This window comes from Streptosporangium sp. NBC_01639 (assembly GCF_045209755.1).
Lineage (GTDB): Bacteria > Actinomycetota > Actinomycetes > Streptosporangiales > Streptosporangiaceae > Streptosporangium.
On the sequence record NZ_CP109272.1, the window covers coordinates 631418 to 655653 of the forward strand.

Annotated in this window: 17 protein-coding genes; 7 read left to right on the forward strand and 10 right to left on the reverse strand. The window is 71.9% G+C overall.

Features of this window, described 5'->3' with window-relative positions:
- Positions 1–315: 315 nt before the first annotated feature.
- The gene (locus tag OHA77_RS02910) at positions 316–1188 is read right to left on the reverse strand and encodes a hypothetical protein (RefSeq protein ID WP_406315941.1); all 873 of its coding nucleotides are present in this window, start codon (positions 1186–1188) and stop codon (positions 316–318) included.
- 632 nt (positions 1189–1820) lie between these two features.
- Between OHA77_RS02910 and OHA77_RS02915 the strand changes: the two genes are divergently transcribed.
- The 3 genes from OHA77_RS02915 (at position 1821) to OHA77_RS02925 (ending at position 3263) form a co-directional block, all read left to right on the forward strand.
- On the forward strand, positions 1821–2117 hold the full coding sequence (locus OHA77_RS02915; protein ID WP_406315942.1) for a MarR family winged helix-turn-helix transcriptional regulator: 297 nt from the start codon (positions 1821–1823) through the stop codon (positions 2115–2117).
- A gap of 683 nt (positions 2118–2800) precedes the next feature.
- The gene (locus tag OHA77_RS02920) at positions 2801–3046 is read left to right on the forward strand and encodes a DUF6400 family protein (RefSeq protein WP_406315944.1); all 246 of its coding nucleotides are present in this window, start codon (positions 2801–2803) and stop codon (positions 3044–3046) included.
- Positions 3033–3263, forward strand: a complete 231-nt coding sequence (locus OHA77_RS02925) for a hypothetical protein (RefSeq protein ID WP_326822212.1) — start codon at positions 3033–3035, stop codon at positions 3261–3263. Before OHA77_RS02920 ends, OHA77_RS02925 begins: the two co-directional genes overlap by 14 nt.
- Before the next feature lie 28 nt (positions 3264–3291).
- On the opposite strand, the gene OHA77_RS02930 is transcribed toward OHA77_RS02925, so the two are convergent.
- Positions 3292–4299: an aminoglycoside phosphotransferase family protein gene (locus tag OHA77_RS02930; protein WP_406315945.1), complete on the reverse strand. Its 1008-nt coding sequence runs from the start codon at positions 4297–4299 to the stop codon at positions 3292–3294.
- 278 nt (positions 4300–4577) lie between these two features.
- On the opposite strand from OHA77_RS02930, the gene OHA77_RS02935 reads away from it, so the two are divergent.
- Complete coding sequence (locus OHA77_RS02935) at positions 4578–4931, forward strand: hypothetical protein (RefSeq protein ID WP_406315946.1); 354 nt, start codon at positions 4578–4580, stop codon at positions 4929–4931.
- Between the two features lie 10 nt (positions 4932–4941).
- On the opposite strand, the gene OHA77_RS02940 is transcribed toward OHA77_RS02935, so the two are convergent.
- Positions 4942–5598 carry a hypothetical protein gene (locus OHA77_RS02940; RefSeq protein ID WP_326822209.1) on the reverse strand — a complete coding sequence of 219 codons (657 nt, stop codon included), beginning with the start codon at positions 5596–5598 and terminating at the stop codon, positions 4942–4944.
- Between the two features lie 92 nt (positions 5599–5690).
- On the opposite strand from OHA77_RS02940, the gene OHA77_RS02945 reads away from it, so the two are divergent.
- Positions 5691–6467: a hypothetical protein gene (locus OHA77_RS02945; protein ID WP_406315948.1), complete on the forward strand. Its 777-nt coding sequence runs from the start codon at positions 5691–5693 to the stop codon at positions 6465–6467.
- Positions 6468–6716: 249 nt separating this feature from the next.
- Positions 6717–7169 carry a hypothetical protein gene (locus OHA77_RS02950; RefSeq protein WP_406315950.1) on the forward strand — a complete coding sequence of 151 codons (453 nt, stop codon included), beginning with the start codon at positions 6717–6719 and terminating at the stop codon, positions 7167–7169.
- A gap of 35 nt (positions 7170–7204) precedes the next feature.
- Here OHA77_RS02950 and OHA77_RS02955 read toward each other — a convergent pair whose 3' ends face one another.
- Positions 7205–8413 carry a damage-control phosphatase ARMT1 family protein gene (locus tag OHA77_RS02955; protein ID WP_406315951.1) on the reverse strand — a complete coding sequence of 403 codons (1209 nt, stop codon included), beginning with the start codon at positions 8411–8413 and terminating at the stop codon, positions 7205–7207.
- 316 nt (positions 8414–8729) lie between these two features.
- Here OHA77_RS02955 and OHA77_RS02960 point away from each other — a divergent pair, with 316 nt between their 5' ends.
- The gene (locus OHA77_RS02960; protein WP_406315953.1) at positions 8730–9530 is read left to right on the forward strand and encodes a DUF72 domain-containing protein; all 801 of its coding nucleotides are present in this window, start codon (positions 8730–8732) and stop codon (positions 9528–9530) included.
- A gap of 39 nt (positions 9531–9569) precedes the next feature.
- On the opposite strand, the gene OHA77_RS02965 is transcribed toward OHA77_RS02960, so the two are convergent.
- From OHA77_RS02965 to OHA77_RS02990, 6 genes are all read right to left on the reverse strand, one after another.
- Positions 9570–11744, reverse strand: a complete 2175-nt coding sequence (locus tag OHA77_RS02965) for a hypothetical protein (RefSeq protein WP_406315954.1) — start codon at positions 11742–11744, stop codon at positions 9570–9572.
- A complete protein-coding gene (locus OHA77_RS02970) occupies positions 11741–15415 on the reverse strand; it encodes a vWA domain-containing protein (protein ID WP_406315955.1) in 3675 nt (1224 codons plus the stop codon). The genes OHA77_RS02965 and OHA77_RS02970 overlap by 4 nt, the downstream gene beginning before the upstream one ends.
- A gap of 56 nt (positions 15416–15471) precedes the next feature.
- Positions 15472–16653, reverse strand: coding sequence for an AAA family ATPase (locus OHA77_RS02975; RefSeq protein ID WP_406319754.1), 1182 nt, complete (start codon positions 16651–16653; stop codon positions 15472–15474).
- 256 nt (positions 16654–16909) lie between these two features.
- Positions 16910–21961 carry a DNA-binding protein gene (locus OHA77_RS02980; RefSeq protein WP_406315957.1) on the reverse strand — a complete coding sequence of 1684 codons (5052 nt, stop codon included), beginning with the start codon at positions 21959–21961 and terminating at the stop codon, positions 16910–16912.
- Positions 21958–22824: a DUF4132 domain-containing protein gene (locus OHA77_RS02985; protein WP_406315959.1), complete on the reverse strand. Its 867-nt coding sequence runs from the start codon at positions 22822–22824 to the stop codon at positions 21958–21960. The genes OHA77_RS02980 and OHA77_RS02985 overlap by 4 nt, the downstream gene beginning before the upstream one ends.
- 122 nt (positions 22825–22946) lie before the next feature.
- Positions 22947–24236: an RNA-guided endonuclease InsQ/TnpB family protein gene (locus OHA77_RS02990; protein WP_406315960.1), complete on the reverse strand. Its 1290-nt coding sequence runs from the start codon at positions 24234–24236 to the stop codon at positions 22947–22949.

A 24236-nucleotide genomic window follows, 5' to 3' on the forward strand; every position in this document is an offset into this window, starting at 1 on the left:
ACGTGATGGTCGTCCTCATACCACCCATCTGCCAAAGATCGCGAAGTGTCACTGGAGTACCGGCCCGCTACGTGCACCGTGGATCCCACTCAACGCGCACAGACGGGGTTGACGCCGACCGAGGGACACGAACGATGAGGTGTCGGGGGCAAGAGATTCGCAGACAGCCGCCCCTTGGCTGGATGTGCTTACCGACGTCCCCATTAGAACGATTGGCATCGAGAACGCGTTGACCGTTCGACGGCTGCGCGTCGGGGGCGACCGGACACGAGAGCCGCTCGCTCCAATTGCCGCACGACTCCCAGAGCACTCGCATTAGGAGCCGGAGGGGGTGATCTCGATAACGCGCACCGAGCGAACCTTCGGATTCTTCGCCAGCGCCGTCACCGCTTCCGCAGTGTTATTGATCGTGAAACCATATATCAAACCATCCTGCGCCCTCCTCTGAAGGTTCGAAAGGTCAAGGCCGAACTCTTCGAGTGCGGGGGCGTCCTCGGGGCGAAGCATCGACACCCATCTACGAAACTCCCCCACCCGGGACTTGCTTTCCTTGTCTCCACAGAGATCAAAAACGCCGACCGTACAGGGATAGGGGAATGGCCACCCTATGGGCTTTCGACCGTCGCCAGGCGAGAAAAGTGCAACTTCGCCGATTCCGATATCGTGCAATCCTCTGACTTCTTCTTCGTTTAGTGGATTCTCCAACTCGATAACAGCCTGAACGTGAAATTTGAATGCGTTCAGGCCTCTGAGCAGCTCGATCACCTCCCGGTTCCTCGCCTCTGCCGTTTCATCGCCGAACGCGATAAGAGCCTCGGTCAGCTTCCAGGGCTCCAACCGTGGTACGTCGATCACTTCTGGCGAGTCTTGCCGGATCGTTGCGTACAACATGGGAGAACCGGTGAGTCCACTTTCAGGCAGGCGAGGACTGATGCCGATCCGCATGGAGCCGGCGAATGACGATTCATCGCATTCCGCAGCAGGCTCCAAATGATAGTTCACGTAGTAGTCAGGGTTTGCGACAGATAATCCCATGAGGAAAACGCGACTGAACCGAGCGCAATCCATATCCTTCTTGAACGGCTCGAACGTAGGCCAGTATGATGCCGTTACCCCTAAGGCAACCACGGCAATGAGCGCTGCCGCCGATACACGCATGAAGCCCCATCTGTCCGTAAGACGCTTCACCTGACGCAGCCCCCTGGTGCTTCAATTCGCTACAGCTCGGGCACATTTCACCAGAGCACACTCTGACATGTGCCGATCAAACATCATCGTCGACATACAGCGATCGGTCCATGTATTTCTATCCGCAGAAAGCAATCGTCGCGAATCTGTGATCTGCTGAGCGAACAAGCGCTCGCAGTGCACCGAGTTTTATCGGCAAACAGCTATCCATGCAGCCGGAGTCGTTCGCTCCCACCCGCTTTTGCAGCCGATGCTTGTCAGGACCAGGGCGGTGAGCATGACCTGCAGGCTGATGTCCGTGGCGGGATCGACCGGCTCACCCTCCTCGTCGAATGCCTTGTTCGCCAAGGGAAGCACCACGATATTGCGCTGGGAGTGGTTTCGACCTCGATGAACACGTGCTCCAGATGTTCGACGGCGCGGATTTTTACGCCGATGCCGTTGCTGTAACCGACGGCCGCGACCGACTTGTTCCGGAAGCCGAAGAACGGCCACACGCTGTGATGGCGTTCTTCAGGCCCCCGGGAATGCTGTGGTTGTACTCCGGATGACGACGATGTAGGCGTCGGCGGCTATGCGCCGGGCTTGGTCGCAGGCTGATGGACGGTGCGCCGCACATTGACCCCAGGGGCATGGCCGAGCTGGCACGCTGCTTCAGCGTGGAGAAGGCCGCACTCACCGGCCGCACAGACCGGGCCGAGCGGCGCGGCCTCGCCCGGCGCGCACCCGCGCCAGGCGACCGACGCGCGACGCAGGTGACGCTGACCGACGCCGGCCACCAGGCGGCAGTCGCCTTCCACGCCGAGGTCACCGCAGAGCTCAGCTGCCTCATCGCGCCGCTCACATCCGACGGTCGCGAGCACTTCCGCAGTGCGATGGCCGAGATCATCACCGAGTGCCGGGCGTCGTCTCTCCGGGGTGAGTGCTGACACCGGGCCCACCTGCAGCCCAGAGGGCTCGATAACGAAGATCTTCTCTCCTTCACCGATCACGGGCCACGACCCGACGCCCGGAGAACCATGCGGCATCGTCATCTTCGGCGCCGGCGACGGCAGGGCTCCACGGCGACCGCTTGAACATGGGAGCAGGCAGAGCCCTGCGGCAACCTCATGGCAGCGGGCGAGCTTCGCGGTGGAAGCCCTCCTGGAACCGCGCTCGGATCGCACCAGCACTTTGAATGCCGCTCGGTCGAATTGATCAGATGCCGATCTGAATGACAGTGCCCAGGCCGGCCACCGGCTCCATTGTCATGTTCGGCGAGGCCAGGCACCCAGAATCCGGATGGATGACCGCGACGTGAGGTACGTCACGAATTGGCCATGAAAAGCGACATAAGGTATAAAAAAGGATAAGGGCATCTCTTTGGGAGACCACTGTCCCCGCACATATCCGCGTGATCGTAAAAGTCCGCCCTCGCCGTACCCGCACAGCGATCACTGCTCGGCCTACCCGGGGGTCGGACAGAAGCGGTACCCGAACGCCCGCTGCACGCTCTGCGCCATGGCGCAGAGCAGCCAGGTCCGTACGCGCGTTCGAGAAAGCCTCACGCGGCGCTGTGCCGCGTTTCCTCCCCAGGGCTGAAGCCCGGGGTCTCCACGCTCAAGGAGATTCGATGACCAAGGACAGCAGCGCACACCTCGACTTCGAACTCGACCTCACCTTCGACGAGACCCGCCGACGGGCCGCCGTCATCACGGCCCTCGGGACGGGGTGGGATCCGCTCGCGGTGATGCGGGGCGAGGAGGAGGCCTACGACCTGCTCTACTCCGGTCTCGACGGACGCCAGCAGGAGACCTACGACATGCTCGTGGCCTCCGGCGTCCTCCCGCGAAGGGGGCCGGGCCGTGCTGCCGATTGATCCGCACGCCGATCTGGGGCGCAGGGCCTGGGTGCCCTGTCCCGAATGCCACGACCACAAGGGCTGCCAGACCTGCCTGGACGGCCGCAACTGCGGGGAGCACTGGCGCTATCTCATCGGCAACACCGGGAGCCGCCTGCATCTGCAGTGCCCGGGGTGCACCCACCTGTGGGAGCACGAGACCCACTTCGGCGCCGGCGGGACCGCCCCGTTCTGAGGTGACGGCCGCCGCACTCGGTAGAGCGCTACCGCCAGCCGACCCGGGCCCGCAGCCATTCCAGGCCGGCCCTGCCCTGAGCGCCCTGGAACTCGCGCAACGTCGGCAGGCCGGGCGGTGCCGGCCGGCGCGCCTGCCCGACGAAGTAGCCGGTGAGCGCGGTCAGCACCGCCGTCACCGACGCTGGATCCGCGTTCCTGGCGACCGGGTGATCGTCGAAGAGTGAGCCGGGTGGTGGACCACCTTGCATCCGCACACTCGGCAGCATGACGAGCAGGTCGAACCATGGAGCTGCGACGCACGCCCACGGCCAGTCGACGACGAGCACCCGGTCGCGGGTGAGCAGGAGGTTGTCCGCTCGCAGATCCGCATGCGCCAGAGTGGTGCCCTTGGCCGCAGTGCTCCAGCCGGCCTCCATATCCGCCAACTCCGTCAAGTGCCGGCGTGCCCACGGGTCGAGACCATCCAGCGTGTCGTCACCGCGGTGGTGCGCCTCCGCGAGGCGCCGCCATCCTTGGAACTGCTCGCTGAACCGGACGGCGACCGGCGGAGCTGCCACGGGGGCCGGAGTCAGGCTCTCCGCCAGATCACCCAGCGCGGCAAGAACGCGATCCAACTCCGCCAGGACCCACGGCTGGGCCGGCATGGCACCTTCCACATCCTCGAACAGCAGGACGACCCAGCCGTCCCGGTCGAAGGAGCCCAGCAACCGGGGCGCCGGCGTCCGGTCGGGCAGCGCCGCCGCGATGCGCGCCTCAGCCCGGTGGATGTCTGGGCTGTCAGGGTTCGGTGTCGGTCCGACGGCCTTGACGAAGGCCCGGTTTCCGTTACCCGATCGCAGACGAGCGGCCACCCCCGGGGAGAAGCCACCCGGCTGCGTGACGGCCTCGACAACCCGGCCACCAAGACGCTCCTCGACGGCGTCGCGCAGCTCGACGGGCACCGCCGACCAGGGAAGACGCACCCCGGCCGCCGGCGGTGAGACATGCCGACCACCCGACTGCCCGTCCGGAACACCCTTGACCACTCGGTTCATCCGAACAGGATCCTCGCAATACCGCCGCGCCACAAACGAATTCCGCGCCCGTCAGCAACCTCCGAGGAACGCGGGCAGCCCCAGGGACAGGGCAGAGCCTGTCACGACCAGAGGGAGCCGGCCGGGGCGCGAGGTTGTGCTCGGGGGCAGCTCACCCGATTATGTCAGGACCGAAATAACAGCAGGGGGAACCCACGGGATGCCCAAGGCGTACAAGCAGGAGCCTCTTGACTTCCTCCCCACGGCTGAGCCGGAGTCTTCACACTCAAGGAGATTCGATGAAGGCGCTCAAGCGGCGCCCCACAAGGTGGGCCCGTATCTCCGGCCGGTTTGCGGCACTGTCCGTGGCGCTCTACCTGCTTGGCGCGTTTTCGATGCTGCGCCTGGAGAACAGCTACCACACGTGCACCGACTCACGATTCGGCTATCCCGACGGGCCGGGGCTGCCACCCTTCATCCGGCTCGACGAACGGTTCTTCCCGCCGAGCGCCGTCTGCCGGTGGCAGGACGGCCACTCGCTCGATCTCGTTCCCTCGTTCGTCTCCCCCGCCCTGCTGATCTGCCTCGCCGTATCGGTCGCCGCCGCTGTGGTCGCCACGGTCAAGCGCCTCAGAGCAGGTCGTACCGAATAACCCGGATAGGTCAGGAACCTTCCTTCGACGGAAGGCAGACCTCATCGGCCATGTGTCTCTGCCACTCGACGGAGTAAGCACTACGGCCGTCGTGGGAAACGGAGAAGGAAGAGGCGTCGTCGGTCTCCGGCCTGGGCCGGAGGCTGACGGTCACCTCCCCCCACCACTGTTCGGCCCGGACGGGCACCGGCCACTCGCCGGAGGACACGGCGGCGCAATCGGTGACCGCATAGTAGAGCCGTAGCCCAGTCGAAGCACCCGGAGCCAGAACATGGGGGAAACCGAGAGAGGGCGGCGGATTCGTCTTTTCGGTGCCGGACCACCCCTGCGCCGTTTCCAGCTGTACGGCCGTCAGTTTCAGCCCTGGACCGCTTCGGCCCGCCCCTACCAGCTTCACCTCGCGATCACCGTGGTTAACGAGATCGATGTCATAGTAGAAACCCGGAGTTCCCGCTCTCCTCGTTCCCCACTCTGTTGGCGACACCATTCCGTAATCGTCGGGATCCGCTAATCGCGGAATGAGCAGGCCCGCGTCCCAGGCCCAGGTGCCCCCGACGGCCAACACGGCCACCACAGCCGCTGCGACGAAGAACCGCCGAACCGTACATGGAGAAATACCGCCGGAGGCCGGATCGAGTTCGGCCCACACATCGTCGCCGACGTACACCTACGTCCTTTCCCCTGTCTTTCCCCGCACATTCACGCTAAGTTGACCATGAAAAAGGGCGGCAGGGGACCTCAATGATGAATTCGGCGCTCATGGCCGTCTTGGAAAGCGCCGTCGCGGCCAGTCTGGCGTATAAAGCATCGGGCCCGCCGAAGCGCGACCGGTTGGAGAGATTCGCGGCCCTCCACCAGTTGACCGTCACCGCCGAGAACGGGCCGATGATCATCAGCTACCTGCGAACCACCCGGCGCTGGCGGGCAGGTGGTTTCGTTGCGGGCCTGGTCGTCTATCTCGCGATCAACGTGACACGGGGTGGATTGGGCGTCGGCATCGAGTTCGGCTACCCGTTCCTCGGCTGGTACGTAGGCGTGATGATCGCCGAAACGCGTCTCCCCCGCCCGACTGGTCGCGACCGTCGTTTGGCCACGCTGCTCTCCGGACCTGCGACGTGGTTGTCCACCGCCGCCATGGCAGGCTGCGTGCTCGCCCTCCTCATGACCGTCCTCGCTGTCAGCGACGGCATACAGGGAACCGTCTCCCTCCAGGAGATCGGCCTGTCCCTGGCCGTTGCCGTGACACTGCTCAGCGGCCTCCTGCAACGTAGGATCGCCGCCCTGCCGACGCTTCGTGGTCCCTCCACCGTGGTCGCCGCCGATCTCGCCGTCCGGTCGCGCTCCCTGCATGTTCTGGCCGCGGGCGCGCTGGTCTTCCTGGTGACGGCCGCGTCAGTGACCATGTCCGGAAGCGGGACGGACCGGCCCGGCCTCACCGTGGACCTTCCCGGCCTGCTGTTCCTCGGCCTTCTCGCACTGGCCTGGTACACCGCCACCCGGCCCTGGCCGATCCGCCTGGTGCGACCGTCGGGCTGAGAGCAGGGCGGCAGGGTGATCATGGGGGTGGCGGTTGGCCGGGGCGGCGACGGGCATACCGATCCCATCGCCGGATCGGGGGAGAAAGCGCATGTCACACGGGCAGAACACGGCCTCTCGGGAGAGGTCACCGGAAACGTGGATCAACCGTTCCGGCCGTGGTGGGGCCTCCGGAGGAGCGTGGCGTGTCCGCGACTCCGTCGTACCTCCCCGCGCCGGTGCCGTCTCCCCGGCGGGGAGGTGCCGGCCATGAGTCTGACGGCGGGGATCTTCGCGGGTGCGGCGGGCACCACCGCGCTGGACATCACCACCTACCTGGACATGGCCGTACGCGGTCGCCCGGCGAGCGAGCTGCCCGCTCGGGCCGCCGGTGAGCTGGCCGACCGGGTGGGTGTCGATCTCGGGTCCGGGGAGCCCGCCGCCGGCAGGCGCGAGGGCGTGGGCGCGCTGCTCGGATACGCGACCGGGCTGGGAGTCGGGGCGCTCTACGGGCTGCTCGTCGGCGACCGGCGCCCTCCTCTGCCGGTGGCCGCCCTGGGACTGTCGGTCACGGCGATGGTCGCGGGCGACACCCCTCTCACCGCGCTCCGGCTGACCGACCCGCGCGACTGGGAGGTGTCCTCGTGGGTGAGTGACATCGTCCCGCATCTGGTCTACGGGCTGACGACCGCGGTGGTCTACCGGCGGCTGACCCGCCCCTGACCCCGTCTCGGAGACGCCCGCCCACCGCCGAACGACTACACCCTCGCCTGGATGAGGGCGTGCGTGCCGCTGGTGCGCCAGGGCTCCCCTGTCTTCTCCAGCGTCGCGACCGTACCGGCGCCGAGACCGACCACGACATTGGATTTGAGGGTGCGCAGGGCCGCCACGGGACCGGGGAAGTAATCCACCGCCGAGGCGAACGGCGTGGTCGGCGGCCACGTCCGGTCACCGACCAGGCGCCGGTAGTTCAGGTCGCCCTTCATGATCGTCAGTGCGGCTGACTCGAACTCCCGCCGCAGGTCGCCGGGCATCTCGGCGTACGGCAGAGGCGCGCAGGAGAAGGCGTGGGTCCGCATGACCAGCCGCCCGGAGCCCATCGCCCCGCGCAGCCGTTCTCCCATCTCACCGGCCTGACCGCCCGCTGCCGTCAGCCGCCGTAGGCAGGCGAGGACGTCGGCGGGCACGGCGTCCGAGACGTAGTACGGCGTGGGCTTGACGTGCAGGAGCACCTCCCGCGCGCCCCGTACGTGCAGCAGGTGGTCGATCAGGGCGAGGTCGGGCAGCAGCTCACCCGCGGCGTTGTCGGCGACCAGGCAGACCCGCGCGGGACGCTGGTCGTCCACCGCCGCCCAGATGAGAGCGCTGTCGTCGGCCAGCAGGCCCGTCGCCTGACCGGCGGGCCGCCCGCCTCCGGGGGTCATCCGGAATCCGAGGTCGGCCTGGTTCCCCCAGAGCGCTCGCTGGAGCAGCGTCCGGGCCCGCTCCCCGGCGGGCAGGGCGGGAAGGTCCTCAAGGGCGCGGAGCTCGGCGCCGACTCCCTCGCCGAGCAGTTCGGCCTGCTTGAAGGGCTCGAACGGGTCGACGCCCCGCCACGGCCCCGGTTCGAAGTATCCGACCGCGGTCAGCAGCCTGCGGTAGAAGTAGCTCTCCGCCCACAGGAACGGCGCGTCGTACCAGCGCTGCCCGACATGGCCCCGATCCCAGCTCCGCCAGAGCTCCCGGTCGTGCGCCGTCTCCTCCAAGGGGCCGATCACGCCGTCGGTGATCTCCTGGAGCAGGAGGCCGAGCGCCTGCCGCCGCTCGGGGCCGTACGGCGTGGCGTCACGGACCTTCCGGATCAGGGCGGGATGCCGGTCGTGCAGGACCTGCCAGGGGAAGGACCCCGGCACATCGCTCCGGATCACCGGCGGGCCGGCGGTCACCGCCGGCCGTCCGGACCGTCTGCGAGCATCGTCATCCGTCATCTTCCACTCCCCCGGCCTTCCGTGTGCCGGCCCCCTGGACGGCGCCGTTCACCGTATCGTCTCGGGTGGGTCCGGTCGCGTGCGTGCCCGCGCGGCTCATGTGGGAGCTCCCGGCTCCCGCTCCGGCGCGGAGATCGTACGCGGCGCCGCTCACTCCCCCGGCCGCCGTCCGTCACCTGGAATCCGGCCGTCGGCCGGTGCCGCGCCGGGCGCGGGACCGGTGCGGCGGGCCAGGCGGAGAGCTCGGCCGGTGTGGCGTCCCCGGCGGCGGGCAGGTTGCGCTCATGGAGGTGGAGTCGACGGAGGTTGAGGGCTCATGATGCGCGTTGGGACGTCCGGCTGGCAGTACGCCGACTGGCGCGGGGTGCTGTATCCCCCCGGGCTGCCCCAGCGGCTCTGGCTGGAGCGGTACGGCGAGTGCTTCGAGACGGCCGAGAACAACAACACCTTCTACCGGCTGCCGGCCCGCCGGACGTTCGAGGACTGGCGGGACCGGACTCCGGACACGTTCGTGATGGCGGTCAAGGCGAGCCGCTTCCTCACCCACGTCAAACGGCTGAAGGACCCCGAGGAGCCCGTCGAACGCCTGCTGGCCGCGGCCGAAGGCCTGGGGGCCAAGCTCGGGCCGGTCCTCCTGCAGCTCCCGCCGACGTTGCCGGCCGATCCCGTACGGCTCGGCGCGTGCCTGCGCTGTTTCCCCTCCCATGTGCGCGTCGCCGTCGAGCCGCGGCACGTGTCCTGGTGGAGTGATCTCGTCCGTGAGGTGCTCGAGGCCCACGGCGCGGCCCTGTGCTGGGCCGACCGGCTGGGCCGCCCGCGGACGCCCCTGTGGCGGACCGCCGACTGGGCCTACCTGCGCCTCCACGAGGGACGGGCCGCCCCGTGGCCCGCGTACGGCGCCGGCGCGCTCCATTCCTGGCTGCGCCGCCTGGGTGAGTCGTGGGATGAGCGCTGCGACGTCTACGTCTACTTCAACAACGACCCGGGTGGGGCGGCGGTGCGCGACGCCGCCCGGTACGCGAGGCTCGCACACGCCGGGGGGTGGCCGGTGAGCCGGACACCCGCCCGGCTCCCGGCACCCCGCTCCGGCCCGCGTTCCGACGGACCTCCGGCGTAACGTCTCTGCGGGTCAGCAGGGCCGACTGGATCAGTGAGGTCAGCGGGGTCGGCCCTGGTGCCAGGACGCCTGGACCAGTGCCCGTTCCGTGGCCTCCAGGTGAACCACGGCGGCGAGCCACGCCCAGGCGTAACGGTCGCTGCCGGAGTCCACCAGACGCCCGAAGACGTCACGGGTACGGCGGCCGGCCTCAGCGGTGAGCTCGGTGACCAACTCGGCGGCCGTCTCGAATCCGGCGCGGCGGAGCGGGACCCGCTGGACGAGGAGGTCGTCGCCGCGCGCGGACTCGGCGACCGCCCACCGTCCGCCGGACACGGCCAGCTCCACCAGACGGCGTACCCGCCACAGGGGCGAGCCGGCCAGCGGGTCCGGCTCCGGCCCGGTCTCCTGCCCCGGCGGGCACCCGCCGGGCGGGGGAAGGTGGGAACCCTGCAGGCGGTCGTATCCGAGGTCGGCGCGGTCCAGCCACTCCGCGGGCAGCCGGAGCGTCTGCTCGGCGCCCGGAACCGGCCCCACCGCGAACGGGCGCAGGGTGGCCGCCCGGCTGGGATCGAGTCTGCCGATCACCCGTATCCGCAGGCCCGGCCGGGACGCGAGCCGCCGCAGGTTGGCGACATGGGCCAGGTCGGGGTGGGAGTCGGCCGCCACCAGCCTGATCAGAGGTCCCTCCGGCCCGGCCGTGGGCGCCTTGACCTTTCCGGGGCCCGCGAGATCACCGGAAGCCCCGGCTCTGCGGGGGCCGGTCGCGCCGCCGGTGTCTTCGGGTGCCTTGAAGTCAGCACCGCCGGTGTCTTCGGGTGCCTTGAAGTCAGCACCGCCGGTGTCTTCGGGTGCCCAGGGATCCGAGCCGCCGTGGGGCGTCCCTCCGGTGGACGGCAGTTCCCGGGCCAGCACCCGGTCCCCCTCGGCGCCGACGATCACCAGGTCGCAGCCGACCGGCTGCCCCGGTCCCTCGGTGGCCCCGCTCCAGATGCTCCCGGAGAACCTCTCGTCGGCCACCTCGCGGAGCGGGCGGGCGAACAGGGCGGCCAGCGGCCCCGACGACCAGGGCAGGCCGGCGACGGGATTGGCGCGCACGCTCCGGCCGGCGCCGAGACGGCCGTCGGCTGAGATCGTCGTGCCGGAGATCAGCAACCCGCCGCGGGCCAGCTGGGCGTGGTTCAGGGCAGCCGAGCCCAGCGCGACCACGGCGGTGGCGGCGGCGCAGGCGCGGGCCGGCCCACCGGGTCTGACATCGGCGACGGAGAACCAGCGGCCGTCCTCCGCGACGAGATGGGTGACCACCCCGGCGTAGCCGGTGGCGCTGATCACCGGTTCCCGGAAGACTCCGTGGACCCGTAGCCCGTCGCCCTGCCGATACGTGCGGCGTACGCTGCCCACCAGCGCCGGATCGGGGTCGGCAGCCGCGAGCCTGCCGGCGGTCAGCAGGAGCTCACCGAGTGCGGAGACCAGGTCGGTGAGCCGATGGCCGTCGTGGCGCGCGCGAGCGGCCTGCAGGCCGCGGACCACGCGCAGCGCCTCGGCCTCGGCCCTGGACAGGCCGGCCAGCCGGGCGGTGTGGGCCGCGCGGAGCAGCTCGGCCTGGGGCACCGCTCCGGCGCCGGCCACACCGCCCACGAGCACGGCCGCGGCGGCGGCCCACAGTCCGGCCGCGGCCGCCGCCTGCGCGGCGGTGGGCTGCGCGGCCGTGGGCTGCTCAGCGGTGAGCTGCTCAGCGGTGGTGACGGCCTCGCCGTCCGTGAGGCCGGTGCCGGAACCGCTGTCCGGCCGCGTGGCGGTTTCGGACGCGATGCCGCGCCCCGCGTCCGCCGTACCCGTATCTGTGCCCGTACCGGTGCTCGCGCCGACGCCTACGTCGGCGTCGGCGTCGGCGTCGGCGTCGGCGTCGGCGTCGGGTTCCGCTACGGGGCAGGCGCTGAGAACGGCCGCGCGGTGCAGGCAGCGCGGTGCCAGCAGGCAACTGCACGCCGCCGATCCGGGGTCGGTGACCGCGCCCGACGGGCCCGGTCCGAGGGTGACGACCGCGTCCTCCCCCCAGATCACGCGGACGGACGGCCCGTCGGCGGTGACGGGGAGCCCGGCGCAGCGTTCGACCGCCGCGTCCAGCTTCTTGCGCAACCGGGGCGTGAGCTCCTCCACGGCCGCGGCGGTCACATGTGGTTCCACCGGCGGCAGCGGCACGGCCGGTGACACGTCGGATGCAGGGAGACTCAACGGGCTTCCCCTCGGAGGCGGTCGCCCACCCATCGGGCGAGGGCGAGTGGACTGAGCGCGGCGACGGGCATGCCGGCCGCGACGAGTTGCCGGGCGACCGGGACCGAGTAGCGCGGGGCGCCGCTGCCGTCCAGGGCGGCACAGCCCAGCAGGCGTACGCCGGAGGAGACGAGGGAACGCACCTCGCCGAGCAGTCCGCCGAGTGGGTATCCCTCCTCGAAGTCGCTGATCACCACGACGAGTGTCCTGCTCGGCACGGTGACCAGGGAGCGCGCGTGGGCGAGGCCCGCGGCGATGTGGGTGCCGCCGCCGACCCGCACGTCGAGCAGCAGGGACAACGGGTCGGCGACCTGGTCCGTCAGGTCGATCACCTGGGTGGAGAAGGCGAGGAAGTGGGTGGAGAGGGTGGGGACGCCGCCCAGGACGGCCGCGGTCAGCGCGGACCAGATCACCGAGGCCTCCATCGAGCCGGAGACGTCGACCACGAAGATCAGCCGCCAGTCGGCCTCGGTGCGGATCCGGGCGCCGAAGACGGGCCGTTCCGGGATGAGGAGCACCCCGCCGTCGGCGGTCCGTCGCGTGTGCGCCAGGTTGGCCCGGATGGTGGCGGGCAGGTTGAGCCGGCCGCCGGGGCGGCGGGTCGGACGCGGTGTCGACAGTCCGGTCAGCGCGGGACGGAGCCGGGTGGCGAGTTCGCGGGCGAGCTCGGCGACCAGGCGGCGGACCAGCGGCCGCAGCCGGGAGAGCTGCTGTTCCGGCAGCCCGCCCGCCAGGGAGAGCACCGAGGTCAGCAGTTCGACGGACGGACGCACCGTGTCCGGGTCGAGTACGGTCAGCACGTCGGAGCGTCCGTTGTCGGCCGCCCGGCCCAGCACCTCCTCGCGCACCTCCGTCCCGAACAGGACGTCGAGCTCCTGCGCCCACTCGCGGGCCGTGGGGAAGGCGGCCCCCTGGCCGCCACCCTCACCCGGCCGGGCGCGCGGTCCCTGCTCGATGTCGGCGGCTCCCTCTCCCCGACCCGCTCCGTACAGCTCGTCCAGGGCGTAGGCGTAACGCCGGGCGTCGCCGGGGAGCCGTCCGGTCTCCCTGCCGAGCAGCAGGCGCCACCGGTCGGCTGGAGCGAGTCGCCGTGGAGCGCGTGCCCGCGCGTCCTCCGCCGGTGTGCTCGGGCGGCCGGCCGCGGAGACCTCGGGGGCTTCGGGTCCCGGGGAGCGGGGACCGGGCACGGGGAGGCGCAGGGACTCCAGCACGGCCCGGCCGGCGGTGTCCGCGGCGGCCCAGAGGGCGAGCAGGGCCGGCGAGGCGCCCAGTGCCAGATCCAGCCGGTCGCCGACCCGGTCGGTGACCGCCTGGAGCAGGCGGTCGCGGCCCGCCGGGGCGAGCGTGTCGAAACCTCCGCGCAGCGCCGGCAGGCGGTCCAGGAAGTCGCGGTCGGTGAGACCGTCGACGCGGTCCAGCAGCGGGTCGAGGACCGCCGCGGCCGACTGCAGGAGTGGTCCCGCAGCGGTGAGCAGACCGGTGAGCAGGTGCGTCAGCCGGCGGCGGCCGTCCGGGTCGGTGGCGGTGTCGACCCATCCGGCGACCCGGGCCCCCAGGGTGTGCGGGGTGTCCAGGCCGAGCAGGACCCGGGCCGCCAGTGCGGCCCCCTGCATGAGGGGCGAGCCGGTGCGTGCGAGAGCACCCAGCGCGTCGTCCAGGCGCAGCCCCAGCCGGTGCTCGGCCGCCTGGACGACGAGGGCGATCAGGGCGGCCGCGTCATCGGTCTGATCGCTGCCGGCCAGACCGGGCAGCGCGCGGACGGCCGCCTCCAGCAGGGTGCCGGCCAGGTGACCGGCCTGTTCGCGGGTCTCGGCCGTGGTGCCGGGGATGTGTTCGCGGCGCAGCGCCTCCAGCAGGTCGAGCCCGCGCAGGAGGTCGGGAAGCCCCGCGGTGGCGGGGAGTACGGCGGCGGCGTCGTCGAGGCGGTCGGCGACCAGATCGGGCAGGTCGCAGACGGCCGCCCCGCGCAGGTTCGTGAGGATCAGCTCACAGGTGGGCCCGCCCTCCGCCGACTCGCGGCGGAACGTCTCCCGCAGGGTGCCCGCCGCGGCCAGGCCGGCGGTGACGCCACGGGTGCCCACCAGGTCGAGCATGGCCGCGGCGGAAGGGGTCCAGGACAGCTCCCACCGGGTGGTGAGGGCTGTCCCGTCGCCCGTTCCGGCCACCTCGACCGGCAGGCCGTACCTGATCCCGCACACCAGCAGGCGCTGGAGCAGGATCTCACGGCGGCGGTCCAGGTCGGAACGGAGCGGGTCGAGGCGGACGTCACGGGAGCCGGGGCTGTCCGGGCAGGGCAGCCGCAGCTCCGCGAGTTCGGCCTCGACGGCGGGGCCGAGCCCGGAACGGGGTGTTCTCGGCGCCGTCCTGCCGCGCTCGGTGCCGACGAGGACCGCTTCGAGGGCGCGGCCGAGCGCCAGGCCGCGTCCCAGGGGCTCTCCCTGCCCGAGCACGGAGGTCACCGCCTCCAGCAGTTCGCCGCGGCCCGGCGCGGGCAGCCCGCGCAGCCCGGCCAGGTCGCAGGCCAGCCGGAGCGTCTCGGTGGCCTCTCCCGTGCCGGCGGGGTGCCCGGCCGCGCGCAGTTCCCGGCACACGTCGGTGATCGCGCGGGCGGCGGCGTCCCTGATCCTCTCCGGATCGCCCCCGGCGGTGAAGACCAGTTGCTGCCAGCGCGGATCGCGGATGCCCGCCGGGTAGCCGGACCGGGAGTCGAGCAGGTCGAAGGAGTAGGGGACGAGTGAGGTGGCAGGCGAGGGGCCGTCACCGGCGAGCGGATCGGAGATGTACGGCCGAGTGCCCGGGTCATCTGCCGGCGCGCCGGGGCCGTGTCCCGGCTCGGCCCGCAGGGCTGGGGCGTGGAAGGCGCCGACCACCGCGGCGACCCGCCGGCCGCCCACGGCGGCTCCGGCCAGCACCTCGCGCATGCGCGCCTCACGTGCCAGGTCCCTGGGCGGCACGCCACCGGAGACCTCCGCGTCCCGGCGCAACGCCCATCCCACGCCCAGCGCGGCCCGGCGTACCGACTCGGACGGGCAGCCGGGGGCGAGCACCTCGACGGCGCGGTCCCACATGTCGTCCCCCTCCCGGCCCGTGCAGGAGGCGGTGAGGGCGTCCGCCATCGAGATCACCGTGCCGGTCGGGGCATGCCCGGTCCGCGGGTCGCCGGCCGACGGGTCCGGGCGGCCCTCCGGGAGCCGTGCCGGGCGGGTCCGCTCCGGTTCGCGCTCGGACCAGTCCGGGGAGGACAGCGGCAGGTCGCAGCAGATCACCTCGGCCCCGTGGTCCCGTGCCCAGCGGATCGCCGCCAGCTCGGGTGAGAAGTCGGCGAAGGGATAGAACCCGAGTCCGCCGTCCTCGGTGGTGCCGGCGAGGGCGACCGGCGCGCGGGTGGCCGGATCCGCCAGGTGCACCAGCCACGGCTGGAAGTCCGCGGGCAACTCGACGCACACCACCTCGGCTCCGGCGGCGTCCAGCAGCGCCGGTACGGCCGCCGCCAGCGCGGGGCTGTGGTGACGTACGCCGATCAGGTACGGGCCGGTGGAACCGGCGAGCGCGTCCACCGCGTCCCGGGGGCTCTGCACGGCCGCTGTCCCGCCGAGGCCGGGAACGTCCCCCGCGTCCCGACGACCCTCCACGGCCGCCGCTCCGCCATGACCGGGCGTTTCCAGGCCGGTCGTTTCCAGGCCGGGCGTCAACGCAGGTCCTCTCGCATGTCCCAGAGCCGCCGCCACATCGCGGAGCCGTCCTCGGCGCGGCGGCGCACCGGGCCGTCCCAGTAGCCGAGCAGCCGCGCATGGTCGGCGGGGTCGTCCTTGCGGACCACGCCGAGCAGGTGACCGGGCATCAAGTCGAGGACGTCTCCGCCCGGCAGGTAGGCCGCCGCCACGCCGAGGGAGGCGGCGACCTGCACCGCCTCGGCGGTGGACATCACCGTCCCGGGACGCTCCACGTCCCAGCCCTCGGCCGAACGACCGGAGCGCAGGTCGCGGAAGACGGTGACCAGCGCGTCCAGCACCGCGTCGTCCACGTCGAAGGCCGCCCCCGCCCGCTGCACCACGGCGGTCGCCTGGTTGCGCACCAGGGTGGTCTCCGCGCCGGCGTCGGCGATGGGGTGGACGGTCTCGAAGTTGAACCGCCGCTTGAGCGCCGCCGACATCTCCGAGACACCCCGGTCACGCAGGTTGGCCGTGGCGATCACGCTGAAGCCGGGGGCCGCCGCCGGCAGGGCGTCGGCGGTGCCGGCGAGCTCGGGCACGCTGAGACGCCGATCGGACAGGATCGACACCAGGGCGTCCTGCACCTCGGGCAGGCAACGGGTGATCTCCTCGACCCGGGCGACGCGCCCGGTGCGCATGGCGGCCAGCACCGGGGAGTCGACCAGCGCCTGACGGCTCGGTCCCTGGGCGAGCAGCAGGGCGTAGTTCCAGCCGTAGCGGAAGGCGTCCTCGGTGGTGCCGGCGGTGCCCTGCACGGTGAGGGCGCTCGTGCCGCAGACGGCCGCGGCGAGCAGTTCGGAGAGCATCGACTTGGCGGTGCCGGGCTCACCGACCAGCAGCAGGCCGCGTTCACCCGCGAGAGTGACCACGCAGCGTTCCACCAGGGCGCGCTCGCCGACGAACTTGGGCGGCACCACGAGCCGGGCAGGCGGTTCGGGGCCGTCGCCGGTCGCCTTCCGGGACGCGGGCAGCCGCAGGGTCTCGCCGCCGCTGCCGCAGATGAACGTGACCACCGCCCGCGGGGTCAGCGTCCAGCCGGGCGGGCGGGCGCCGTCGTCGTACGCGGCGAGGAAGGCGAGTTCGGTGGCGTGGCGTTCCTCGGCCGGCAGTGTCTGCCGGTTCGGAGGGGTCGAGGCCGCCGCCGCCTGTTCTGTCATGGTCAAGAGGAGATCCTTCTGTCTGCCGGGCCGGTTCGGGCCGGTGGAGGGGTCGGGCCGGGGTGTCGGCCAGGTCGTGTCCGGTGGAGGGGTCGGTGCGGGCTCGGGTGGAGAGCCGGTTCGGGCCCGGTGGAAGAGCCGGGCCGGGAGTGCCGGCCAGGTCGTGTCCGCTGGAGGCCGGGGAAGGGCGCAGTGCCGCCCCTTCCCCGGGGACGCCGGTGCCGGCGGCGGCTCCGTCTCTTCGGAGGCGCCGGAGTCAGCGGCCTCGCCGTATCCGGACCTCCTCGAAACCGGGAGTGTCTCCGTCCCGGACTCTCCGCCACGCCCTGCCGTAGAGGTCGGCGGCCGGTTCGATGGGGACGATCACCCCCAGCTGCGCCCTTTCACCGCTGATCAGGTCGAACGAGGAGACCTTCCACCGTTCGAGCGGGACGCGCGGGCTTCCGAGGTCCGTCCAGGCGCCCGGCAGGAAGAGAGTCCGGCCGGCTCGGGTGCGGGTGGCCTCGACCACCAGGTCGGTGGCGGCCAACTCGGCGCGGGCGGCCTTGAACCGGGCGGGCTTCCAGCCGGTCCACCGGGTGACGTTCTTGTCGGTGGGATCCGGCATGGCGAGCAGCGCCAGGTAGAGCGTGGCGGCGTCCTGGCCGAGGCCGTACTCGTGCGCCGCCTCGGCGACCAGCGCGGGCACCGAGCGGCCGGGGTCCTGCGGCCACCAGGTGCCGTCGGCCGCCCGCTCCCCCGCCGCCGGGTCTCCGGGATCGGCGAGGAGCGCCTCGAAACGCGGATCCCGGGCCATACGGAGCGCCATCTCCTCCGGGAACAGCGTTCCGGCATCCCCGGTCAGTGCTCTCAGGACGGGCAGGTAGGGGTCGTCCCCGTCCGCGTCCAGCAGGGCCGGGCGGAGGCCCGGCACCGGCCGGTCGTCGTAAGTGGCCATGATCACGGCACCGTAGCGCTCCCAGCCTCCGGTGACCTCGCTGGGGGCCCCGGCGACCTTGCGGAACCCGGGCAGGTCGGCGTAGACGGAGGAGGAGGTCAGCGAGAGCATCAGTTCGGGGTTCGCCAGCCGGTCTCGGACCGCGGCCAGAGCCGCGGGCAGGGTGGCCCGCACCGGGTCGCCGGCCGGCAGGCGGTGGGCGAGCCACGCGGTCAGCGCGACGGCGTCGACCAGCGTGGTCGCCGTGAACCCGACGGCGTTCGCGTCGGTCGCGCGGACCCGGTCGTGGCGCACCTCCCAGCGCAGATCCCGGCTCAGCTCAGCCGACGCGGCCGGATCGACCAGGGCGGACAGCGCCCGGGTCGGCGCCCAGCTCGTCCGCGTCGCGCGGGCCGCCTCCCCGATGATCCATTCGGGGACCGCCGCCCGGCGTCCCACCCTGGCGTTCCACACCCGCGCCGCCGCGGCGACGTCCGGGCCGTCCGTCCACAGCGCGGCCGGACGCGCGGGCAGCAGCGCCGCGACGACCTCCCGCCGGACGTCGGCGTCCGTCCCGCGCAGCTCGTCCCTGGCGACGGCGGCATCGGCCGCCTTCAGCCCGAGCAGAGTCCGTGAGTCACCCGGCAGGAAGGCCCTCTGGTAGCTGTCCACGTACGGCATGCCCGCCACGATCAGCCCGGCCGCCGTCGGAGTCACCCCGGTGAGCCGCGCGAACTCCTCGGCCGCCTCCGGGCGCCACGGCGCCGGACCTCGTTCGGACCACTCGGCCAGGAACTCCGCGAGCCAGCCCGCCTCGCGGGCCTCGCCGACCAGGTCCGAGGAGCGCGCGGTGTAGGGGTGGGGGACCTCGAACCGGCCGGCGGGGTCGTGGAAGAGCGCCGTGTACCGGTAGCCGTCGCCCTCCGCTTCGGCGTTGTGGAAGACGACGCAGGCTTCCCCGTCCAGAGGGAGCAGCCCGTGCAGGTGGCCGCTGTTCCTGTCGTCCTTGAGCCAGGCGCCGTCGAGATACAGGGAGAGGCTGCGCCATGGGGCGGTCTCCGCCGCCCGGGCCAGCCCGAGCGCGTCGATCTCGCGGAGCAGCTCGTGCAGCGCGTTCGCGTGCTCCGGCAGCAGCGCCGCCGACGCCGCCCGGTAGGCGACCGCCGCGCACCGGTCGAGCAGCGGCTCCCAGCTCAGCCTGCTGAACGGCAGCCGCAGCCCATCGACGTGGTGGAGGCGGACCGCCTGGCCGGGGGCGGCCTGCCCGGACGGGGACCGCAGTGCCCTGCCGATCACGCCCAGCCGCCCGAAGACGTGGTGGTCTTCGCCGTACCACGAGGTGCCGGAGACACTGAGACCGCTGAGCGCGTGGGCGAGCAGCTCGTCGGAAGGGCCGGTCGGCTCCTGTTCCTCCTCCCGTTCCGCGCCGAGGGTGCCGGCGAGCCGGGCCGCCACGGTGTCCAGGGTGACCTGCAGGGCGGCGGCGAACCGTGCCACCCCGGCGATCCCGGCGATCAGCGCGTCATGGCCGACCTGCGGGAGCAGCGTGCGGATCAGCGCGTTCAGCTCCTCCGGGCCGGGCTGTCCCGGCTGCCCGGGGTCGGCGGACTCCACCGAGACGGCGGCCTTCAGCAGAGCGGCCGCGGTCTCCTCGTCGATCCGGCGCAGGGCCGAGGAGCCCTCCGGATCGCGGGGCCGCAGGAAGTGCCAGTAGTCCAGCGGCGGCAGCAGCGCGGTGCCCGCCGCGAACGCCCCGGGGGCGCCGTTCACGTTGACCGTCGCGGTGACGACCCCCTCCGGGTCGATCAACCGGACGGTGCGATGGCTGGTGAGGGCCCGCGGCCGGTCGTCTCCGGGGAACGTCACGGCGGCCACCGGCAGCGGCTCGTGTGGGCCGCCCTTCACCGTGACCGTGCGCCCGGCGAGGTCCTCGCCGCGGAACGACCCGTCGGGCAGCTCGATCACCCTCCAGCCGAGCAGGCCGTTCACCGGGACTCCGGCCGGGGTGGCCTCACCGGAGGGGGCGGGGAGCACCCGGCCGTCACAGAAGGTGCTGCCCGCCGGAGCCGAGCGCAGCGCGTCGGCGAGGAAGCCGGGCATGCTCCGCCTGCCGTGCGCGGTGCCGGCCGGGTCGTACTCGCGCCAGCCCTCACCGGGATCCCGGGTCCAGAACGACGTTCCGTCGCTGCTCAGGTGGCTGCGAGCGGGCAGGACGGTGTCCCCCGGATGCAGCACACCGGCGCCCGTCGTCCGCCCGCCGCCGGGTAGCGGCAGAGTGATCCGGTCGCCGCGCAGCGCCCACCTGTTCCCCTGGGCCTCCATCGCCTGGATGTCCCCGGCCGATGAGTGCCAGTAGCCACGCAACCCGCCGTCGTGGCCATAGGTGTGCCAGTAGACGAGCAGTTCGCCGTCGACGTAGTGGAAGCCGGGAGAGTCGGTATCCTCGTCGGACCGGCTCCGCAGGTCGTGGGTGAGCACGGTGCCCTCGGCACCGATGACCCTGACCTGGGACGGGCCCGAGACGATCAGGTGCGGCCAGGCGTCGGCGACCGTGATCTCGCCCAGGTCCCGCCGACCGGCGAGAGCGGCGACCGCCTCCTCCCAGGCCGGCCAGCCCAGCTCGTCGGGGAGCCCGCCGCGCAGCGTCCGGGCGAGTTCGGCGGCGAGGCCGGTCCGTGCGACCGCGGCGACCTCCTGCTCGGCGAGGAGCAGTGCCTCGGCGGGCAGCCAGGTCAGCCGTTCGAGGGCGGCGGGCAGCTGGGGCAGGCCGGCGGCGGCGGAGCGGCGGGCGACCGTCCTCATCCATTCGGCGAGCATCGGCCGGCCGCCGGGGGAGGCCGCCAGGCGGCGGATGGCCAGCCGGTCGTCCTCGTCGTTGTCGTCGAACCGGTCGGCGGCGTAGTGGAACGCCGGCCGGAACCGGGGGTCGGCGGCCAGGGCGAGCAGGTCACGCCGGTCTCTCCGCCGTGCCCACCGATCCAGCCGCAGCCACGGATTGCTCCCGCCGGGGTCGGCGACCGGCACGCCGAGTGTCAGCAGCAGGTCGAGCAGGTCGACGTCGGAGATGGACTTCAGGGCGTCGCCCGATCCGGTGAGCTCGGCGCGCAACCGCCCGGCCACCCGTTCCACCAGCGCGTACAGGTCCGGTGACCGCGACTCTCCGTGCCCGTCGGGACGCCAGATCCTCAGGAAACGTCTGAGCCACCCGGACGTGCCGTCCTCGGGACGCTCCCGGTCGGACACCTCGCCCTCGCCCAGGCCCGCGAGGGCACCCGACTCCTCCAGCAGTTCCAGCCAGAAGCCGGACATCCCGCCGCCCCCGTCGCGGGGCATCAGGCTCAGCAACCTCCCACGGACCTCGGGGTCCTGCCGGGCCAGGGCCACCAGGGCCGGGCGGTGCGCCTTCCACCAGCCGAGCGACGCTCCCAGCACGGCGGGCATGCCGAGCAGCTCGGTGAGATAGGCCTGCTCCTCCGCGCCCACATCCCGGCCCGCCGCCTTGGCCAGGCGGCGCAGGTCGGTGGCGATCTGCGCCGACGGCGCCAGGCCGGCCGCCGTACGGCGGACGCACAGCCTGCGGAACCTGAGCAGGGCCTCCTCCGCGGGCACCCGGGCGGCCAACTCCCTGGCGTATCCGGACAGTGCCTTCACCGGCAGCACCCCGGCGAGCGCGAACTCCAGGAAGACCTCGTCGAGCCGCCGCTCGTCGACGGGCAGGCCGTGCTCGGCCTCCGCCTTACGTGCCTGGGTGAACATCTGTGCCGCGTAGGTGAGGTTGTCCGCCGCGAGGAACAGCCGTCCCGCCTGCTCGAAGAACGTCGGCAGGAAGTGCGGGACGGACACGGCCAGCTCCGCGGCGAGCCGCCGGAAGGTGTCGAGGGCGGCCTTCGGCTTGGATCGCGCCTGCCGGGCCGTACGGTCCAGCTCCGGCACCACGGCGAGCGCGTGGTGACCGTCCTGCGGATGGTGCACCAGCACCCATTCGGGGAACCCGAGCGAGCGCCGCAGACCCAGCCCGACCACGGCCGGCTCTCCGGCCGGTTCCAGGCCGAGGAATCCGGCCGCCGCGTCCTCGGCGACGCCCAGTTCCCCGGCGACCAGGCGTACCACCACCCGGTCGTCCAGCCCCGGATGCCGGTAGGCGCGCGCGGTCAGCGGCACCACCCGCTCGTCGTCCCCGTCCGTGCCCGGCGGAAGCACCGCCCCGGCGTCGAGCAGCTCCCGCATGTCGCTCTCCGTCCCCGTTCCGGGGTGTTCCCGTCCCCCGGTCTCCGCCGCCGTTCCAGGCACCTCGCTCTCCGTCCCCGTTCCGGGCAGTTCCCGCGCCCCGGTCTCCGCCGCCGTTCCAGGCACCCCGGTCTCCGTCCCCGCTGATGACACGGTGCCGCTCATGCGTCCCTCCCTCCCTCGACGGTCCGCCCGGCGTACAGTGCCGCGGCCATCCGCATCCCCTCCGACCAGGCCACCGGGCCGACCTTCTGCAGCGGCAGATCCCTGCCCTCCCGGTCGTGCCAGCTCAGGTCGCCCGTCTCGGTTCCTCCGTCCCAGTAGGGCTCTCCGATCCACACCGACGCCTCGGCGATCCGCCCGGCGTCACGCACCGAGCAGGTGGCGTAGCCCCCCGACACCCGGTAGCCGAGAGAGACGGCCCGGGCGGCGAGGGCGGACCGGGAACCGAAACCTCCGCCGGAGAACTCGGTCACCGCGGCGGCCCTCGCCGCCGGGTCGGCCGGCCTGGTCCAGGTCGCCCGGTGGATCTGCTCGACCCGCTGCTCGACCCCCAGCTCCGTGGCGAACTCCCGCAGCTCCGCCAGGTCGGGCAGCCGCACGGGGTGCGGCAGGGTCACGGTGGCAGGGGACAGCCGGACGGTCTCACCGTCCAGGTTCACCACGCGCAGTTCACCTGCGTCGGTGACGCCCCGCAGGAAACCCGCCTCGTCGGGGTCGTCGCCGACCACCACGAGGTCGCGCAGCACCGACTGCCACGCCTCGTCCGGCCACACCTCGGCCACCAGTCCGGTGGGGACGGGCAGGGACGACACCATCCAGGTGTCCACCTGGGCCAGGCAGGCGGCCGCGTGCCGGTCGAGCCACGCGGCGAAGAGTCTCAGTCGCTGTGCCTCGGGGTGTTCCCGCACCTGTTTGGGCAGCGTTTTCAGCTGCCGCCCCGCCGCACGGCCGGTGGTGGCTCGCGCCACCACCCGGCCCTCCACCAGGGCGATCTCGTATCCGTCTCCCGCTGACAGCCAGCCCAACGGTTCCCCCTCACATCACGCGCGGATCGTCAACCTTCACAGGGGTTTCCGCACCTGTGACGGTGATGCGCGGAACGCTAACGCTCTCCACCGACAATCGAGTATTGAAGTGCTCCCCAGGGTTAAAGCCGGGGGATTCCAGCCAGCCCGGACGCCGCGGTTGCGGTGGCCTGCGCTGCTGTTGCTTGGCGGTTGACCTTCCGGCCCACGCGGTTGCGTGGTTTGCGCGCCCCAGCTCGCACACCCGGCCTGGGCTGCGCGAACTCCGCCCTCCCAGCGGTGAGTACGTTCTTGGCGGCGTTCACGTCGGCGTGTTCGGTGTGTTCGCAAGAGGTGCACCGGAAGACCGCTTGGCTCTCGCGGGATTTCCGGTCCACCACCTTGCACACGTTGCACGTCTGACTCGTGTACGCCGGGTTGACAGTGATCACGTGGGTGCCGGTATACCGGGCCCTACTCCGGGTGGCCAGCTCGATCCGATACCAGCCCTTGTCCACGATGGACCGGTTCAGCCCGGCCTTGGCGGCGGCCCCGTTCGGCACGAACACCCCCGGCCGCTCCGGATCTGGCCGGGGTTCGACGCCGGCGGTCATGTTCTTGATCGTGAGCGCCTCGAACACCACCATCTCAAAGCCCGTGGCCAGGGTATGAGCGGTCTTGGCGGCGAAGTCCTCCCGACGTCTGCGGACCGTCCGCGCCAGGTCGGCGACCCGCGCGGCAGCCTTCTTCCGCCGGGCGGATCCCTTCACGGTCTGGGCGAAGCCTTGCTGAAGCTTCTTGGCATGCTCGACCTCCCGATCATGGGCGAACACCCGATGATGGAAGTGGCCGTCGGAGCGGGTCACGACCTTGACCACGCCCCGGTCGATCCCCACGGCGCTGCCGGGGTTGGCGTGCCGCTCAGGCGGGGCGACGCCGTCCTCGACGAGAAAGCTGATGTACCAGTGCCCACCGTCCCGGCTGATGGTGGCGTTCTTGACCTTCCCGCCGAGCGGGCGGGTGATCCGGAAGCGGACCCAGCCGAATTTCGGCAGCTTCACTCGCGCCCAGCGCCGGTTGAGCCGCTCAACCGTGATCTTCCCGCCCTCGGGGAACCGGAAGCTCGGCGGGTTGGCGGCCTTCGACTTCCAGCGGACTTTCCACGTGCCGTGCCTGGCACACGCCTGATCCAAATCGATCAACGCCTGCTGCAGACAGTGACCGGGCACCTCGGCCAGCCAGGGGAAGTCATCTTTCGCCTCAGCCACCTGGCGGGCCTGGTCGTGATAGCCGATCCACCCACCGCGCCGACGGTAGATCCGGCGCTGTTCCAGCGCGGTGTTCCACACGGACCGGCACGCCCCGCCGATGCGGTCGGCGAACTCACCCTGCTCAGGAGTGAAGTCCAGGCGGTACTTACGTCCGGTAAGCAT